At 74.5% G+C, this 16,161-nt stretch carries 11 protein-coding genes; 7 read left to right on the plus strand and 4 right to left on the minus strand.

The features are described 5' to 3' along the window. The first annotated feature begins 33 nt into the window (after positions 1 to 33). Positions 34 to 1,386 carry a nucleobase:cation symporter-2 family protein gene (locus ACWD1Z_RS08495; RefSeq protein ID WP_451116703.1) on the plus strand — a complete coding sequence of 451 codons (1,353 nt, stop codon included), beginning with the start codon at positions 34 to 36 and terminating at the stop codon, positions 1,384 to 1,386. Here the strand turns inward: ACWD1Z_RS08495 and ACWD1Z_RS08500 are convergent. Both ACWD1Z_RS08500 and ACWD1Z_RS08505 read right to left on the minus strand, forming a co-directional pair. Further along, the gene (locus tag ACWD1Z_RS08500; RefSeq protein ID WP_451116705.1) at positions 1,383 to 5,663 is read right to left on the minus strand and encodes a cation-translocating P-type ATPase; all 4,281 of its coding nucleotides are present in this window, start codon (positions 5,661 to 5,663) and stop codon (positions 1,383 to 1,385) included. The two genes, ACWD1Z_RS08495 and ACWD1Z_RS08500, sit on opposite strands and share 4 nt — an antisense overlap. Positions 5,664 to 5,671: 8 nt before the next feature. Next, positions 5,672 to 5,875 (minus strand): hypothetical protein, encoded by a 204-nt coding sequence (locus ACWD1Z_RS08505; RefSeq protein ID WP_451116707.1) that lies wholly within the window; start codon positions 5,873 to 5,875, stop codon positions 5,672 to 5,674. 348 nt (positions 5,876 to 6,223) lie between these two features. Between ACWD1Z_RS08505 and ACWD1Z_RS08510 the strand changes: the two genes are divergently transcribed. Then, positions 6,224 to 6,997: a pectate lyase gene (locus tag ACWD1Z_RS08510; RefSeq protein WP_451116709.1), complete on the plus strand. Its 774-nt coding sequence runs from the start codon at positions 6,224 to 6,226 to the stop codon at positions 6,995 to 6,997. Between the two features lie 799 nt (positions 6,998 to 7,796). Here the strand turns inward: ACWD1Z_RS08510 and ACWD1Z_RS08515 are convergent. Beyond that, a complete protein-coding gene (locus ACWD1Z_RS08515) occupies positions 7,797 to 8,555 on the minus strand; it encodes a PaaX family transcriptional regulator C-terminal domain-containing protein (RefSeq protein WP_451116711.1) in 759 nt (252 codons plus the stop codon). 75 nt (positions 8,556 to 8,630) lie between these two features. Here ACWD1Z_RS08515 and ACWD1Z_RS08520 point away from each other — a divergent pair, with 75 nt between their 5' ends. Continuing rightward, entirely contained in the window at positions 8,631 to 10,286 is a 1,656-nt protein-coding gene (locus tag ACWD1Z_RS08520) for a DNA alkylation response protein (protein WP_451116712.1), read from the plus strand. Between the two features lie 93 nt (positions 10,287 to 10,379). Continuing rightward, positions 10,380 to 12,338, plus strand: a complete 1,959-nt coding sequence (locus ACWD1Z_RS08525; RefSeq protein WP_451116714.1) for a HEAT repeat domain-containing protein — start codon at positions 10,380 to 10,382, stop codon at positions 12,336 to 12,338. A gap of 84 nt (positions 12,339 to 12,422) precedes the next feature. Here ACWD1Z_RS08525 and ACWD1Z_RS08530 read toward each other — a convergent pair whose 3' ends face one another. Next, on the minus strand, positions 12,423 to 12,998 hold the full coding sequence (locus ACWD1Z_RS08530) for an Rv1733c family protein (protein ID WP_451116716.1): 576 nt from the start codon (positions 12,996 to 12,998) through the stop codon (positions 12,423 to 12,425). 272 nt (positions 12,999 to 13,270) lie between these two features. Here ACWD1Z_RS08530 and ACWD1Z_RS08535 point away from each other — a divergent pair, with 272 nt between their 5' ends. The 3 genes from ACWD1Z_RS08535 to ACWD1Z_RS08545 all read left to right on the plus strand — a co-directional run bounded on the left by ACWD1Z_RS08535 (position 13,271) and on the right by ACWD1Z_RS08545 (position 16,081). Beyond that, positions 13,271 to 14,356 carry a WD40/YVTN/BNR-like repeat-containing protein gene (locus ACWD1Z_RS08535; RefSeq protein ID WP_451116718.1) on the plus strand — a complete coding sequence of 362 codons (1,086 nt, stop codon included), beginning with the start codon at positions 13,271 to 13,273 and terminating at the stop codon, positions 14,354 to 14,356. A 73-nt stretch (positions 14,357 to 14,429) separates the two neighbouring features. After that, the gene (locus tag ACWD1Z_RS08540) at positions 14,430 to 15,107 is read left to right on the plus strand and encodes a uracil-DNA glycosylase (protein ID WP_451116720.1); all 678 of its coding nucleotides are present in this window, start codon (positions 14,430 to 14,432) and stop codon (positions 15,105 to 15,107) included. Continuing rightward, complete coding sequence (locus ACWD1Z_RS08545; protein WP_451116722.1) at positions 15,104 to 16,081, plus strand: N-acetylglucosamine kinase; 978 nt, start codon at positions 15,104 to 15,106, stop codon at positions 16,079 to 16,081. The genes ACWD1Z_RS08540 and ACWD1Z_RS08545 overlap by 4 nt, the downstream gene beginning before the upstream one ends. Positions 16,082 to 16,161: the final 80 nt, after the last annotated feature.

A 16,161-nucleotide genomic window follows, 5' to 3' on the forward strand; every position in this document is an offset into this window, starting at 1 on the left:
AACAAACTGTTCAAGCCGCTTACGGTCTCGCCCATGACCTCCACGCACCCTGTCGACGAAGTCCCACCCGTCCGCCACCTGGCCGCCTTCGGCCTGCAACACGTCCTCGCGATGTACGCGGGCGCCGTCGCCGTTCCGCTGATCGTCGGCGGCGCGATGCGGCTGCCGCCCGCGGACCTGGCCTACCTCATCACCGCCGACCTCCTGGTGTGCGGCATCGCCACGCTCATCCAGTGCATCGGCTTCTGGCGCTTCGGCGTACGGCTGCCGATCATGCAGGGCTGCACCTTCGCGGCCGTGTCCCCCATGGTGATCATCGGTACGACGGGCGGCGGACTGCCCGCGATCTACGGCTCGGTGATCGTGGCGGGACTCGCGATCATGCTGCTGGCACCGGTGTTCGGCAAGCTGCTGCGCTTCTTCCCGCCGCTCGTCACGGGCACGGTGATCCTCGTCATCGGCGTCTCCCTGCTGCCGGTCGCGGGCAACTGGGCCGCGGGCGGCGCCGGTTCGGAGGATTTCGGGGCGCCTAAGAACCTCGCGCTGGCGGCGTTCGTACTGGCGGTGGTCGTGGGCGTGCAGCGGTTCGCGCCGGTCTTGCTGAGCCGGATCGCCGTGCTGGCCGGCATCGTCGTGGGCCTCGCCGTCGCCGTGCCGTTCGGGTTCACGGACTTCGGCGGGGTGTCCGACGCGGACTGGGTGGGGATCAGCACGCCGTTCCACTTCGGCGCGCCCACCTTCGAACTGTCGGCGATCGTCGCCATGTTGGTGGTGGCGCTGGTGTGCATGACCGAGACGACCGGTGACTTCATCGCCGTCGGCGAGATGACGGAGCGCAAGGTCGATGCCCGGTCGCTGTCCGACGGACTGCGTGCGGACGGCCTGTCGACCGTGCTGGGCGGCGTCTTCAACACCTTTCCCTACACGGCGTACGCGCAGAACGTCGGGCTCGTCGGGATGACCCGGGTGCGCAGCCGCTGGGTCGTCGCCGCGGCGGGCGGCATGCTCGTCCTGCTCGGGCTGCTGCCCAAGCTGGGCGCGGTGGTGGCGGCGATACCCGCGCCGGTGCTCGGCGGTGCCGGGCTGGTGATGTTCGGGACGGTGGCCGCGAGCGGTCTCCGGACGCTCGCCGAGGTCGACTTCCGGGGCAACAACAACCTGACGGTGGTGGCGGTCTCGGTCGCCATGGGGGTGCTGCCGGTGGGCGTGCCGACGCTCTACGACCGGTTCCCCGACTGGTTCCAGACGGTGATGCACAGCGGGATCAGCGCCGGGTGCCTGACGGCGATCGTGCTGAACCTGCTGTTCAACCATCTTCCCGAGAAGCCCGGGAAGACGGCCACGCCGGCGGTCGAGGGCGCGCCCAAGGCGGAGGAGGTCGTCTAGCGGGTCAACCGCTGCACCGCTTCCTCCAGTTGCGGCAGCGCCCGCTGGCCCGCCAGCGCCATCGCGATCGCGGCGACCACCCCGGCCCAGGCGATCGGGCCGAGCGGGGTGCAGCCGAACAGGCGGCTGACGCCCGGGGTCTGGACCACGGCGACCAGGGCGGCGGCCGAGCCGAGCGAGGTGACGCGGACCAGGGGGCTGTCGCGGCGGTCGGCGAGGGTCTGGGCGAGCTGGGTGCCGACCACCGCGCACAGGGCCATCGTCGTGGAGCGCCGGGCCGAACCGGGGGTGAACCGTCCGATCAGCCAGGCCGCCACCGCGCCGAGGGTCGTGGTCAGCGCCCGGTGCCGGATCTGTTCCATCAGCGGGGCGCCGAGCAGGGAGGTGCCCAGCGGCTTGTCGTCCCGGGTCGTCTCCTCGCTCGCGTCCTGGTGCGGGGTGACCGCGACGGCCATCGCCGGGAACAGGTCCGTGAACAGGTTCACCAGCAGCATCTGCCGGGTGGACAGCGGCGCGGAACCGGCGAGGATCGTGCCGATGATGCCGAAGCCCACCTCGCCGGCGTTGCCGCCGATGAGGATGGCGATGGCGTCGGCGACGCTGTGCCACAGGGCGCGGCCCTCGGCGATCGCCTCGATGAGGACGGTGAGGTCGTCGTCGGTGAGCACCAGGTCGGCGGCGTTGCGGGCGGCGGCCGAGCCGCGGGCGTTGATGCCGACGCCGATGTCCGCGGCGCGGATGGCGGCCGCGTCGTTGGCGCCGTCGCCGACCATGCCGACCACCCGGCCGGAGTCCCGCAGCGCCTCGACGACCTGGAGTTTCTGTTCCGGCGCGACCCGGGCCACGACGCCGACGTCGTGCAGCATGCGGGCCCGCTCCGAGCGGTCGGCGGCGGCGAGTTCGTCGCCGGTGACCACGGCGGTGTCCTCGGGCCAGCCCAGTTCCACGGCGATGGCGAGGGCGGTCTCCGGGTGGTCGCCGGTCAGCATCACGGGCCGTACGCCTTCGTCGCGCAGCCCGTGCACCAGCGCCTGCGAGGTCTCGCGCGGGACGTCGGCCAGGGCGAGCAGGCCGGTGAACTCCAGGTCGCGCAGGGGTTCTTCGAGGGCGGCCGGGTCGTCCGGCTGCTGCCCGCGCCGGGCGACCGCGAGGACGCGCAGGCCGTCCCGGGCCAGGGACCGGGCGGTCTCACCGGCGTGGTCGGGCAGGTCGGAACAGGCGGGCAGCACGGTTTCCGGGGCGCCCTTGACCACCAGCACGCGCTCGTCGTCCCCGGTGTGGCCGACGGCGGCGGCGTAGCCGCGGGCGGCCTCGAAGGGCAGGCCCTCGGTCTGCGTCCACTCCGGGTCCTCCGCGGCCGCGTCCAGGACGGCTTCGTCGGTGGCGTGGACGGGGCGGCCCGAGCCGCCGTCGAGCACCGGGCAGGCGCGCGCCGCGACCCGCAGGACCTCCACGCTGGTCTCGGCGTCGGGCTTGGCGGTGGTGCCCCCGGCGTCGGTGACGCGGAACAGGCGCAGGCGGTTCTCGGTCAGGGTGCCCGTCTTGTCGAAGCACAGGGTGTCCATCCGGCCGAGGGCCTCCAGCGTGCGCGGCGCCCGTACCAGGACGCCCCGCTGGCTGAGCCGGCGGGCGGCGGCCAGTTGCGCGGCCGTGGCCACGAGCGGCAGGCCCTCGGGGACGGCGGCCACCGCCACCGCCACGCCGCCGCTGACCGCCTGCCGGATCGGGGTGCCCCGCAGCAGGGAGAGGCCGGTCACCGCGGCACCGCCCGCCATGGTCAACGGCAGGGCCTTGGAGGTGAGTTCCTGGAGCCGGGCCTGCACACCGGCCGACGGGGGCTTGCGGGCGGCGAGGGAGACGGCACGGGAGGCCTCGGTGCGGTCGCCGGTCTCCACGACCACGGCCCGCGCGTGTCCGGCGACGACGGTGGTGCCCTCGAAGACCATGCAGCGGCGGTCGGCGACGGGCGCGTGCGGGGTGGCGGCCGTCTGCTTGTCCACCGGCAGCGACTCGCCGGTGAGCGCGGACTCGTCGACCTCCAGGCCGTCCTCCCACAGGAGCCGGGCGTCGGCGGGGACCACGTCGTCGGCCTTGAGCTCGATGATCTGGCCGGGGATGAGCTTGGCGGCGTCGACGGTGCGCGGGGACGTCGTCTCGTCCCCGGACTCGTCCGGCGCGAGGCGGGCCTTGCGCTTCTGCTCGGCGAGCAGTCCGGCCAGCGCGCGCTCGGCCCGTAGCCGCTGGACGCCGCCGACGAGGGCGTTCAGGTCGAGGGCGCCGACGACGAGCAGGGCGTCCATGGCCGAGCCGAGGATCGCCGAGGCCGCCGAGCCGACCGCCAGCACCGGGGTGAGGGGATCGTCGAGTTCGCCGCGCACGGCCCGGGCCAGGTGCAGCGTCCAGCGGGCCGGGGCCAGCACGGGGACGCGGCCCGCGGTCTCGGCGGCCCGCTGGACGCGGGTGGCCGCCTGCTCCACGACCGACGGCTCCGCTTCGGACCGGCGGCGCAGCCGGGCCCGTACGTCGGAGGGCCGCAGGGCGTGCCAGGCCACCCGCGCGCGGGGATGCGGGGCGCGGGTCGTCGCCACGCCGAGGGCGCCCCGCGCTCCGGACAGCAGCGCGAACGCGGCGCCCAGGTCGACGGGGGCGTGCCGGATCCCGGGCACGAGGCTGCGCCGGCCGCGCCGGGACTCGCCGACGGCCACCATCAGTCCGGAGAGCGCGGCGCCGGAGCGGGCCAGCGTCTGCGAGCTGCGGCCGACCTTGCGGGCGACGGGCACGGACATGAGCAGGCGCCATACGTCGGCGAGCCCGCCCGGGGCCACGACGTCCGCGGCCCACACGACGGGCGCGTCCCGGTCCGCGAGCGCGACGGCCACGTCGGAGCTGAGCAGTCCGTTCAGGACCTCGGTGTCGTCGCCGGACTCCGGCCGGGCGACGGTGACGACGCCGCCGTGTTCGCGCAGCGACCGGACCACGTCGGTCAGCGGCCGGTCGCGTACGACGCGGTCGGCGAGGGCGGTGAAGTCCTCCAGGGCGGGGTGGTCGACGACCACGATGCGCAGGCCGGCGTGGCGTGCGGCGTCCAGGACGGCCTCGGTCCAGGCGTCCGCACAGACTTCCTCCTCGCCGGTGCACAGGGCGCTGGGGTGCAGGACGAGGGTGCGGGCGGTCTCCAGCCGCCGCAGCCGCTCGGGGTCGCGGACGAGGACTCCGGTGCGGGCCAGGGCGCAGCCGAGGACGGCGTTGAAGGCGGCGGGGCCGTAGCGGGCGGCCTTGGGGGAGCCCGCGAGGACGGCTTCGGCGGCCTCGGAGGCGTCGTGTTTGACGAGCAGGGTCGCGAGGGCGCCGATCACGCTGCCGGTCTCGGCGTGGTTGGCGTACTCGTGGGCGGGGGTGGCGCGCAGCGGCGGGCGCGCGCAGCCGTCGCCGGACACGTCGGAGCGGCCGGGCGAGCAGAGCCGGTCGTGGACCGAGTCGAAGGCGGCGGCCCGTGCCACGGTCTCCGCGAGCTGGAAGGAGCGCAGGGTCGCGTCGAGCAGCAGGGAGGTCGGGGTCTGTCCGGCGCCGTGCGTGGCGGCGTTGACGGCGGCCAGGATCAGGTCGGTGCGGTCACGGCCGTAGCGGTCGCGGAGCCAGCCGCGGAAGCGGGGGTTCTCGCGCAGCAGGGTGACGCCAGCGGTGACGAAGCGGGGCGAGGGCGGCAGGCGGAGCGCGTACGCGGTGACCGCGGCGCCGGTGCCGATCGCGTCGGCGAGGAGGGCCGCGGCGGCGATGCGGACGCCGCCGGGGTCGCCCGGGTGGGTGATGTCGTCGACGGACTCGTCGCCCGGGCCGAGACCGTGCCGCTCGGCGAGGGCGGTCGCCTTCTCCACCACCCGGTCGGTCAGGGCCTCGTCGGTGGCGGCCACCACCAGGCGGGCCAGTCCGCCGTCCCAGTAGGCGTACGCCACCTCCGGATGCTCCGCGAGGGCCGCGGCCACGCGCCGCGCGGCATGCGCCGTCCCGCCCTCCCGCCGTACCCGGTCCGACGCGCCCCGCAGTGCCAGGTGCACGCGCTTGCCCGAACGCCAGTGGCCGTCGCCGCCGGGCAGCGCGTTCCGGGCGACGCGGGTCACCCTGACGACGGAGTCGGCGCTCCTCACCCCGGCGCGGGCCGTCCCGGCCGCCGCGCCGGCGGCGACGCTCACGGCGGGCACGGCGCCGCGCGCCAGCAGCCGGGGGCCGGCCATGACGAGACCGGCCGCGGCGGCCGAGGTGTGTGTCAGCAAGCCCATGGCAACCCTCAGTTCTCGGTGCGACTGCCCCGGCGGGCGGTGGACGACGTGCCGGTGGGGGTCTTCCTGGCCGGCGCCGTCTCGGTGGTGGCCCGGTCGGGGGCCGCCGTGGCGGTGACGGTCCTGCTCATCGTCGCCGGGGCCTGCTGTTTCCGCAGTTCCTGGGGTCGCGGCCGGGCCAGCCGGGCCGTCGACGATGTCTCGTGGGCCATGGCTCTTCTCGCCTCCCGAGCCGGAACCACCGCAGAACTCCGCGGATCCTTCCTGATCCGGCGGGTTCCCGGGATTCGGAATCCGAAAAGGAGGCAGCCGGTGTCACTGCGCTGCCCCGGACGGCACAGAGAGCCCTTGCCTCTCACCAGGACCGACAGATTTGTTGTGCGCGAACCGTTGACCAGAAAGCGCTTGCACTCTACGTTCCGTTCAGCAGTGTGACCGAGCCGCGTCGCAACTCCCCCGAACGGTCACCCTGCACGCGCGGACCATTCCGCATGGTGAACGAAGAGCACACACATGAACGACGCAGATCTGAACCCCCACTCAGAAGAAGGCATCGGGACATGACTTCACGGCACACCAGGCGTCGCGCCCTGATCGGCGGGCTCGCCTCACTCGGCGTCACGGTTGGCATGATCACGACAGGAACGGCTCCGGCGGCGCACGCCGCCACCTGGCCCACCCCCAACGGCAGCCAGGCGGTCAGCTCCACCATCGCCGTCTCCGGCACGGTGGACGGCGGGATGAAGAAGTACTACGGCAGCGGCAACCTGGCCGGCGACGGCCAGGAGGAGGGCCAGGACCCGATCTTCCGGCTCGCGGCCGGCGCCACGCTGAAGAACGTCGTCATCGGCGCGCCCGGCGCCGACGGCATCCACTGCGAGGGCAACTGCACCCTGCAGAACGTCTGGTGGGAGGACGTCGGCGAGGACGCGGCCACCTTCCGGGGCGGCTCCACGTACACGGTGACCGGCGGCGGCGCCAAGAAGGCCGCCGACAAGGTCTTCCAGCACAACGGTCCCGGCACGGTGAACATCTCCAACTTCGCCGTGAGCGAGTTCAAGACGCTCTACCGCTCGTGCGGCGACTGCTCCACGTCGTACACGCGCAAGGTCAACCTCAGCAACATCGAGGTGACCGGCACGGGGACCACGGCCCGCCTCGTCGGCATCAACGTCAACCGGGGCGACGTGGCCACCCTGCGCGGCATCACGATCCTCAACGACGCGAGCCGCAGGGTGATCCCCTGCCAGAAGTACAACAACAACACGGCGGTCGGCACGGGTCCGGACAGCACGAACTGTCTGTACTCCAGCTCGGACATCACGTACCGCTAGGGCCCTCGCGGGAGGCGGCCGCACGAGACTTCGTGCGGCCGCTGTGCCGTTGCGGGGTCGCGCGGTACTTCGTGCGGGGCCGCAAGGTCGTTCCTCCCCGGCACGCGCGCGTAGCGGTTCGGTTGCCTCGGGCGGGTGGCCGGGGCGGGCGGCGCGGCCGGGAGGTCTGCGGACAGGGGTTCATGGGGCGTAGGCGGTTGGCGCCGCCGCGGTGGCATTCCCGCAGCGCGCGGCACTCCGTACGGGAGCGAGCCGTCTTCCTCCTGGTGCGGGCACCGGTTCGGGCGGCCGAGGGGAGCGGCCAGGCGCCCGGCGACGTCACCGTGGCATCCAGCGGCGCGCGCACTCTGCGCCGGGCCGATCCACCACTTCCGCCCGGCACGGTCATCTGGCGCGGGCGGCCCCGGAGGTCAGCGGCCCTCTGGCCGGACCGCGGAAGCGTTAACGGGGAGAGCGACCAGGCGCCTTTGGCGCCGCCACCGCGGCATCCCACGTCGCGCGGCGATCCGTCGCTCCGCCCGGCCAGGGCTCCTCGCGCGGGCATCGGCGCGGCCCTCCCCCGGGCAGGAGCTTGGCGCCGCCGCCTGGCCTCCCACATCGCGCCGCCCTCGGTGCCGGGGCGGTTCGCCTCCGCCCGGCACGGTCACCTGGCGGGGGCACCGGTGCAGGCAGCCCCCGGGAGGCCAGGTGCTCACGGTCACCCTGTGCTGGTGATCGGTGCAGGCTGGGACGTGCGCGGATCGGCCGGGGCTTGGGACGGCCGACCTGCCCGCGGCGCGCTTCGGGGCGGTCCGGTTCGTCAGTCCCGGGCGGCACGCGCGCGTAGTTGTTCGGTCAGCTCTTCCTGGTACGCGGCGTAGGCGGCGCGCAGTGCGGGGCCCGGCCAGTCGGGGGGCAGGAGTTCGGGCGGGAGGACCGGGTCGGTCAGCAGGTGGCGTACGGCGGCGGCGAAGACCGTGAAGCGGGTGGCGGGGCGGGTGGCCTCGGCGATGTGTGCAAGGAGGGCCTGGGCTGTCTCGGACCAGGTGCCCAAGGGCCAGAGGGCCTCTGCCGACTCGCGCGCGGGGGTGGCCGGGCGGGCGGTCCAGTGCTGGGTCACCGGGGCGAGGTCGGCCGGCAGGGGGCGGGTCAGGTTGGCGGGGCGCAGCCAGACACCCTCGCGGAGTTCGGCCAGGCGCAGGGCGGTCAGCCGGGCGCGGAGTTCGGCGCGTTCGGCGGGGCCGCGGCCGGTGGCGGTGATGACGACCATCTCCCAGTCGCCGTCCCACGCGCGCGTGCGGGGACGTACGGCCTCGTCCTGGCGGCGCTGCCGCTCCAGCAGCCGGTCGCTGAGCCGGTAGACGGTGTCCTCGCGGTGCAGATCCCCGGCGGCCACCATCCGGCTGAGCGCGGCCCGCACCGTGGATCCGCCGACCCCGAAGGGCTCCACGCCGCGCACGAGGTCCTTCACGGGCAGCTCCGGCGGATGGCTGCCGAGCAGCAGGCTCAGCACGACCGACCGCGCGGACAGCGGACGCAGGGCGAGCGCTCCCGCCTCCGCCGCCTCGTCCGTCCCCATGAGCACGTACTGTACGGCGCCGATCTTGATGTTGCACTATTGCTGCGACTGTCGCAGAAGTGCAACACTCACCGCATGGTCCTGACCCCCGAGCACGCGCCGTACGCCACGCACGACGTCACCAACCAGCCCCCTCCCCTGGCCCCTTATGACGCCTCCGAGGACACCGCCCTGTTCGAGGGGTTGCGGCGCGAGGGCGCCGGGTGGGCCGAGCAGGACCTCCGGCGGCTGGGCCGCGAGGCCGGCGGTGTCGCCGCCCAGGAGTGGAGCGAGCAGGCCAATCGCCGGGAGCCGGAGCTGCGCACGCACGACCGGTACGGCCACCGCGTCGACGAGGTCGAGTTCCACCCGAGCTGGCACCACCTGATGCGGGTCGCGGTGACCGAAGGACTGGCCGCGGCCCCGTGGGCCGACGGGCGGGCGGGCGCCCACGTCGCCCGCAGCGCCGGCGGTCTGGTGTGGGGGCACACCGACGCCGGACACGGCTGCCCGACGTCGATGACCTACGCCGCCGTCCCCGCGCTGCGCGCCCAGCCGGAACTCGCCAAGGTCTACGAGCCCCTGCTGACCAGCAGGGAGTACGACCCGGGGCTGCGGGTGCCGACCGAGAAGCGGGGCCTGCTCGCGGGCATGGGGATGACCGAGAAGCAGGGCGGCTCGGACGTCCGGACCAACACGACCACGGCTATGCCCACCGCCGAACCCGGGGTGTACACCCTGCGCGGCCACAAGTGGTTCACCTCGGCGCCCATGTGCGACCTCTTCCTGGTGCTGGCACAGGCGCCGGGCGGTCTGTCCTGCTTCCTCGTGCCGCGCGTCCTGCCCGACGGCACCCGCAACACCTTCCGCGTCCAGCGCCTCAAGGAGAAGCTGGGCAACCGCTCCAACGCCTCCTGCGAACCGGAGTTCGACGGGACCGTCGCCTGGCTGGTGGGACCCGAGGGCCGGGGCGTGAAGACCATCATCGAGATGGTCAACTGCACGCGCCTGGACTGCGTGACGATGTCCGCGGCGCTGATGCGCAAGACGCTGGTGGAGGCCGGGCATCACGCGCGGCACCGCAGCGCGTTCGGCGCGCGGCTGCTGGATCAGCCGCTGATGCGCAACGTTCTGGCCGACCTCGCCCTGGAGTCCGAGGCCGCCACCGCGCTCACCCTGCGGCTGGCGGGAGCGGCCGACCGGGCGGTGCGCGGGGACGCGGGCGAGGCGGCGTTCCGGCGGATCGCCACCGCCGTCGGCAAGTACTGGGTCACCAAGCGCGGCCCGGCCTTCACCGCGGAGGCCCTGGAGTGTCTCGGCGGAAACGGCTACGTCGAGGACTCCGGCATGCCCCGCCACTACCGCGAGGCTCCCCTGCTGTCGATCTGGGAGGGCTCGGGCAACGTCAACGCCCTCGACGTGCTGCGGGCGCTCGGCAAGGAACAGGGCGCGGCCGAGGCCCTGTTCGGCGAACTCGCCCTGGCGCAGGGGGCGGACGCCCGACTCGACGCGGCCGTGATCCGGCTGAAGGGCATGCTGTCCGAGGCGTCCCAGACCGGTGCCCGGCGCCTGGTGGAGCTGATGGCGATGGCACTCCAGGCGTCCCTGCTGGTCCGGCACGCCCCGGCCGCGGTCGCCGACGCGTTCTGCGCGACCCGCCTGGGCGGCGACTGGGGGCACGCCTTCGGCACCCTGCCCGACACCGCGGACCTGGACACCGTCCTGGAGCGGGCCCTGCCCGCCGCGCACTGAACGGATCGCACACAGTCACGTCTCGATTCCACCCCGTTGTCAGTGCCGTGGTGCAGACTCCGGAGCAGAAGGCACTTGCCTGGGGAGGACGACGTGTTCACGGGGATCGACGAGGTCGACTGGGCCTCGATGCGCCATGCGTACGGCAGCGCCGAGGACGTGCCCGCACTGCTGAGGGGCCTGGCCTCGACGGACCCCGCCGAGCGTGAGACCGCGCTCGACGGCCTGTACGGCGCGGTGCACCACCAGGGAGACGTGTACGACTCGACGCTCGCCTGCGTTCCGTTCCTGTTCGCGCTGGCGGCGCGCCCGGATCTGCCGGACCGGGGCGCCGTCGTGGAGCTGCTGGTCAGCATCGGCGGTGAAGGCGAGGGGCCGTCCGCCGTACGGGCCGGCGCCGAGGTCTTCGCCCGGCTCACCGGGGACCCGGACCCCGGGGTGCGCCGGACGGCTCCGGGCGCGCTCGTGCGGTTCCTGGACCAACCGGCCCGGGTGCTGGACCTGTTACGGGAGCGGCTCACCGTGGAGCGGGACGACCGGGTCCTGCTCGCCCTCGTCGAGAGCCTGGGACTGTACGCCCGGCGGAACCCCGCGCACGCCGACGCCGCGGTGGACCTCCTGGCGGCCCAGGCCGCGCTGCCGTACGGACCGGAGCTGCGCCTGGCCGCGCTCGGCCAGCTCGCCGGGTGCGCGCCCGACCGCATACCCGCCGACCTGGTTCCCACCGCCGTCCGGCTGCTGCGGGAGCGGTCCGCACGGCGGTCCCGCCAGGCGGCGCTGTGCGCCCGCCCGCACACCGACACCCTCGTCGGACGGCTGCGCCGGCTGCGGCCGTCCGACGAGGAGGGTTCCCAGCTGCTGCGCACCCTGCACAACGCGCTCGACAGCCGGACCGGCGACCGGATCGCCCTGCTGGTCGGGCAGTTGAGCAGCCCGGGGTGGGCGGACCGGTGCAACGCGGTGTGGATGTCGGGCGGGCTGTTCCGCACCTGGCGTGCCGACTTCAGCGAGCCGGTCGCGCTGATCGGGGCGCAACTGGACACGCCGGAGGACCGGTTGCGGGACGCTGCGGTGGCCGCACTGAAGCAGCTCTTCGAGCTCGCCGCTCCCGCGGCGGACGGTCTGCACAGACTGGTGACGGCCCGTCCCGATCTGTGGGTCCGGCAGTGGGAGCACGGCTCGCCCGCCTTGGGCGATCCGCTGCGGGCACTGGTGCGGTGCGGGGATCCGCGGGCCGTGCCGGTGCTGGGCGACGTGCTGGCCGGGGCCGTGGTCCCGGACGATCTGGGCCATGAGATCTCCTGGCTGGGCGCCGCCGCGGCACCGCTCGCACCGGCACTGCGCCGCCGCCTGGGCTCGCTGGCCCTCGACGATCCCGGGACACCGGGGCGGGCGGCGCCGCTGCTGCGGGCGCTCAGCGTGCTCGGGGACGCGGAGGCGGTGCCCGAGACGCTGCGGCTGCTGGAGGGTGGCGGGGCCGTCGAGTACGCGGTCCCGGCGCTCGGCGCCTGGGGCTCCGCCGCGCGGGAGGCCGTACCGGCGCTGTCGCGGCTGCTGGACACGGAGTTCGCCGTCCCGGCGGCGGCTGCCCTGTGGGCGATCGAAGGGGATGCCTCCGCCGTACTTCCCGTGCTGCTCGGTGAGTTGAGGCACCGGGACTCCCGTCGGTGGGGGGCTGCGGCCGAGGGGTTGGGGCGGATGGGGCGGGCGGCCCGTGCCGCGTTGCCGGAGCTGCGCCGGGCGGCGGACTGCCCGGGGCCGGCGGAACGACGGGCGACGGCGGCGTGCGCCCTGTGGCGGATCGGCGGCGAGGCTGAGGCGGTCAACCCCGTGCTGCGCTCCGCCTGGACGGAGAAGCCGCACCTGCGCCGACGGATCGCCGCGTGTCTGCGCGCCATGGGCCCGGCGGGCGCCCCGCTCGGCGACCTCGTGGCGACGGAACTCGCCGCGCCCCGCCGCCACACGGCCCACTCCGAGGGGTACGGCAGCCACGACATCCCGCACGACGAGGAACTGCTGCGGCTGTGCCGGGAGGTGTTGCCGGCCCCCTAGACGCAACAACAGGCCGCAGCGAGGGGGCTGTCTGCCGGAAGTGCTGCCCTGCTGGGCCCCTGGCCCTGAGCCCCACCCCATCGCTCACCCCGTCGTACGCCCCCACAGCGGCCCGAAGCGCGCCCATTCGATCTCCCACTGGTCGATCCGCTGCCGCTCCAGGCGTCCGCACAGCATGCGGCCGCCCGCGAACGGCACGACCGCCGCGCCCGCTCCCACCAGGCCCCCGGCGAGGGCGGCGCGCGAGCGGGCCTGGGCTGCGGTGGCGGGCTCGGTGACCAGACGGCCGGTGCGGTCCGTCCAGACGGTGACCGCGGCCCCGGCCTCGCTGCCCGGACGGACCCGGACCTGGCCGGTGCGGTGGGAGCCGTCCGGGGCCGTCCAGGACACCTCCGCCCACATCCGCTCACCGTTGAAGACACCGGGCGCGTGAGCGGTCAGCCGCGCCTGCACCGGGCGCCACTCGGCGCGCTCGCGGGCCAGGCCGTGCTCGACGGAACCGGCCGTGGCCAGGCCGACGGCCACGCCCACGAGGACGGTGACCGCCCCGGTCCCGAGCAGCACCCAGGACTCCACCGCGTCGGCACGGCGCTTGAGCGGATTGCGCCGCCAGCGCCACCACCACACCCTCGGACCTCGCAGCGGACCTCGCAGCGCCATCGCGGGCTTCCTCCTCATGCGCACACCGACCTGCCGGGCCGCCCTCCCATACGACGGACGGCGCCCCGACGCTCACGCCGCCTGCCGGTCCCCGACCGTCGCACACGCCCCTCACCCCCCGCTCGGGTCTTGCGGAAACCGCCCCACCCGCCCGGGCTGCGGGCTATCATCGCCGCGCTGACCTGCGACGAAGCCGTTTCCAGAGGTGACTGTCAGTGCCGGGGTGCAGACTGGCCGGTGTCTGAGACAGAGACGTCGCGGAGGTGATCGGCATGACCGAGGTACTGCTGGCCGTAGGCACACGCAAGGGTCTGTTCATCGGCCGGAAGCGGGGTGGCGCCTGGGAGTTCGACGAGAGCCCCTACTTCAACGCACAGGCCGTGTACTCGGTCGCCATCGACACCCGCGGTGAGACTCCGCGGCTGCTGGCCGGCGGGGACAGCGCGCACTGGGGGCCGTCGGTGTTCCACTCCGACGACCTGGGCCGCACCTGGACCGAACCGGCCCAGCCGGCCGTCAAGTTCCCCAAGGACACCGGGGCTTCGCTGGAGCGGGTGTGGCAGCTGCACCCGGCGGCGGCCGAACCGGACGTGGTCTACGCGGGCACGGAACCGGCCGCGCTGTACCGCTCGGAGGACCGCGGGGAGAGCTTCGAGCTGGTCCGCCCGCTGTGGGAGCACCCCACCCGCTCCCAGTGGGTGCCGGGCGGCGGCGGAGAGGGCCTGCACACGGTGCTGACCGACACCCGGGACCCGCGGTCGGTGACCGTGGCCGTGTCGACCGCGGGCGTCTTCCGCACCTCGGACGGCGGCGCGAGCTGGGCGCCCTCCAACTCCGGTGTCTCCGCGGTGTTCCTGCCCGACCCCAACCCGGAGTTCGGCCAGTGCGTGCACAAGGTGACGCGGGACGCGGTGACCCTGGACCGGCTGTATCTGCAGAACCACTGGGGGGTGTACCGCAGCGACGACGCGGGCGCGACCTGGACCGACATCGGCGAGGGGCTGCCGTCGACGTTCGGTTTCGCCGCGGCCGCCCACCCGCACCGCGGCGACACGGCCTACGTCTTCCCGATCACCGCCGACGCCGACCGGGTGCCCGCGGACCGCAAGTGCCGGGTCTTCCGCACGGCGGACGCGGGCAAGACGTGGGAGGCGCTGTCGGCGGGGCTGCCGCAGGAGGACCACTTCGGCACGGTGCTGCGGGACGCCCTGTGCACCGACGACGCCGACCCGGCGGGCGTGTACTTCGGCAACCGCAACGGCGAGGTGTTCGCCTCCGCCGACGACGGCGACAGCTGGCGGCAGTTGGCCTCGCATCTGCCGGACGTGCTGTGCGTGCGCGCGGCGGTGGTCGGATGAGCCGCACCGGGTTACGGCCTGGCCCCGGCCACCGGTTGATCGCCGCTGCGGGTACGGCAGTAGGGTGACGCCCGTGGCACCACGACCCTTGCATGAGATCGTCGAACCGGGCTGGGCGAAGGCCCTGGAACCCGTCGCCGGACGGATCGCCGAGATGGGCGACTTCCTGCGCGCGGAGATCGCCGCGGGACGCACCTATCTGCCCGCCGGACCGAATGTGCTGCGGGCCTTCCAGCAGCCCTTCGACGACGTGCGCGTCCTGATCGTCGGACAGGACCCGTATCCGACACCGGGACACGCGGTGGGGCTGTCCTTCTCGGTCGCGCCCGAGGTGCGTCCGCTGCCCGGCAGCCTCATCAACATCTACCGGGAGCTGCACACCGACCTCGGGCTGCCGCAGCCGTCCAGCGGTGATCTGACGCCGTGGACGGAGCAGGGCGTGCTGCTGCTCAACAGGGCGCTGACCACGGCTCCGCGCAAGCCCGCCGCGCACCGCGGCAAGGGGTGGGAGGAGGTCACCGAGCAGGCGATACGGGCGCTGGCCGCGCGCGGCAAGCCGCTGGTGTCCATCCTGTGGGGCCGGGACGCCCGCAATCTGCGCCCCCTGCTGGGCAGTCTGCCGTCGGTGGAGTCCGCCCACCCCTCCCCCATGTCGGCCGACCGCGGCTTCTTCGGCTCGCGGCCGTTCAGCCGGGCCAACGACCTGCTGATCAGACAGGGGGGTCAGCCGGTGGACTGGCGCCTGCCGTGACCGGGGCCCGCGGCCTCCTCGCCGTCGACTCGGGGGGATCCGGGCTGCGGGTCGTCGTCGGCACCGTCGAACGGGGCGTGCTGGCCCAGCGGGAGTCCCGCGAGCCGGTGCGCACCGGCTCGCGCGGGATCGACCCCGGGCACTTCATGGAGCAACTGGTGCCGCTGGTACGGGAGTCGGCCGCCGAGGCCCGGCTCGCCCAGGTGCACACCGCCGCGATCGGGGCCGCGGGGCTCGCCTCGCTCGGGGACGGTCTGCGCGCGGAGCTCCCGGCAGCGCTGCGGCGGGAGTTCGGCATCCGCAGGGTCGCGCTGGTCGCCGACGCCGTCAGCGCCTACACCGGGGCCCTCGGGTCCCGGCCCGGTGTCGTCCTCGCGGCCGGTACCGGTCTGATCGCCGTCGGCACCGACCTGAAGCGCTGGCGCCGGGCGGACGGCTGGGGCCATCTGCTGGGCGACTGCGGCGGCGGCGCGTGGATCGGACGGGCGGGACTCGAGGCGGCGCTGCGGGCGTACGACGGGCGGCCCGGCGGTTCGAGCGGCCTGCTGGCCCGCGCCGAGAAGCTGTTCGGACCGATGCCCGGACTGCCCGGCCAGCTGTACCCGCGGCCCGACCGTCCCGCCGTTCTCGCCACCTTCGCGCCCGAGGTGGCCGGCTGCGCCGGGAGCGACCCGGCCGCCGCGGGCATCCTGCGGGAGGCCGCCCGGCACCTGGCCGAGTCGGCGGCCGCCGTCTGCCCGGCCGAGGGGGAGCCGCGAGTCGCGCTCACCGGCGGGCTGTTCAGGATGGGGGACCCCCTCCTCGTACCCCTGGAGGCGGAGTTGTCGCGCCGCCTGCCGCACGCTCGGCGGGTCGCGGCCGACGGGGATCCGCTGCTCGGAGCTGTCCGGATCGCGACGGAGTTGGCGTCGGGCGCGCTCACTCTGCCGGGTGACGAATCGATGCTTTGCGTGGTCAGGGACGGGGCGGACTGATCGCCTGCGCCCGCCCGGTACCGCAACGCGCGTAACTCATCAGACAAAACCGGACGGATACCGCTCACCTGCACCCTCCC

This window comes from Streptomyces sp. NPDC002784 (assembly GCF_053592135.1).

Coding starts and splice junctions, on each gene's coding strand:
- ACWD1Z_RS08515 (WP_451116711.1), bottom strand. CDS start 8,555: ATGGGGACGGACGAGGCGGCGGAGGCGGGAGCGCTCGCCCTGCGTCCG.
- ACWD1Z_RS08520 (WP_451116712.1), top strand. CDS start 8,631: ATGGTCCTGACCCCCGAGCACGCGCCGTACGCCACGCACGACGTCACC.
- ACWD1Z_RS08505 (WP_451116707.1), bottom strand. CDS start 5,875: ATGGCCCACGAGACATCGTCGACGGCCCGGCTGGCCCGGCCGCGACCC.
- ACWD1Z_RS08530 (WP_451116716.1), bottom strand. CDS start 12,998: ATGGCGCTGCGAGGTCCGCTGCGAGGTCCGAGGGTGTGGTGGTGGCGC.
- ACWD1Z_RS08500 (WP_451116705.1), bottom strand. CDS start 5,663: ATGGGCTTGCTGACACACACCTCGGCCGCCGCGGCCGGTCTCGTCATG.
- ACWD1Z_RS08535 (WP_451116718.1), top strand. CDS start 13,271: ATGACCGAGGTACTGCTGGCCGTAGGCACACGCAAGGGTCTGTTCATC.
- ACWD1Z_RS08510 (WP_451116709.1), top strand. CDS start 6,224: ATGACTTCACGGCACACCAGGCGTCGCGCCCTGATCGGCGGGCTCGCC.
- ACWD1Z_RS08495 (WP_451116703.1), top strand. CDS start 34: ATGACCTCCACGCACCCTGTCGACGAAGTCCCACCCGTCCGCCACCTG.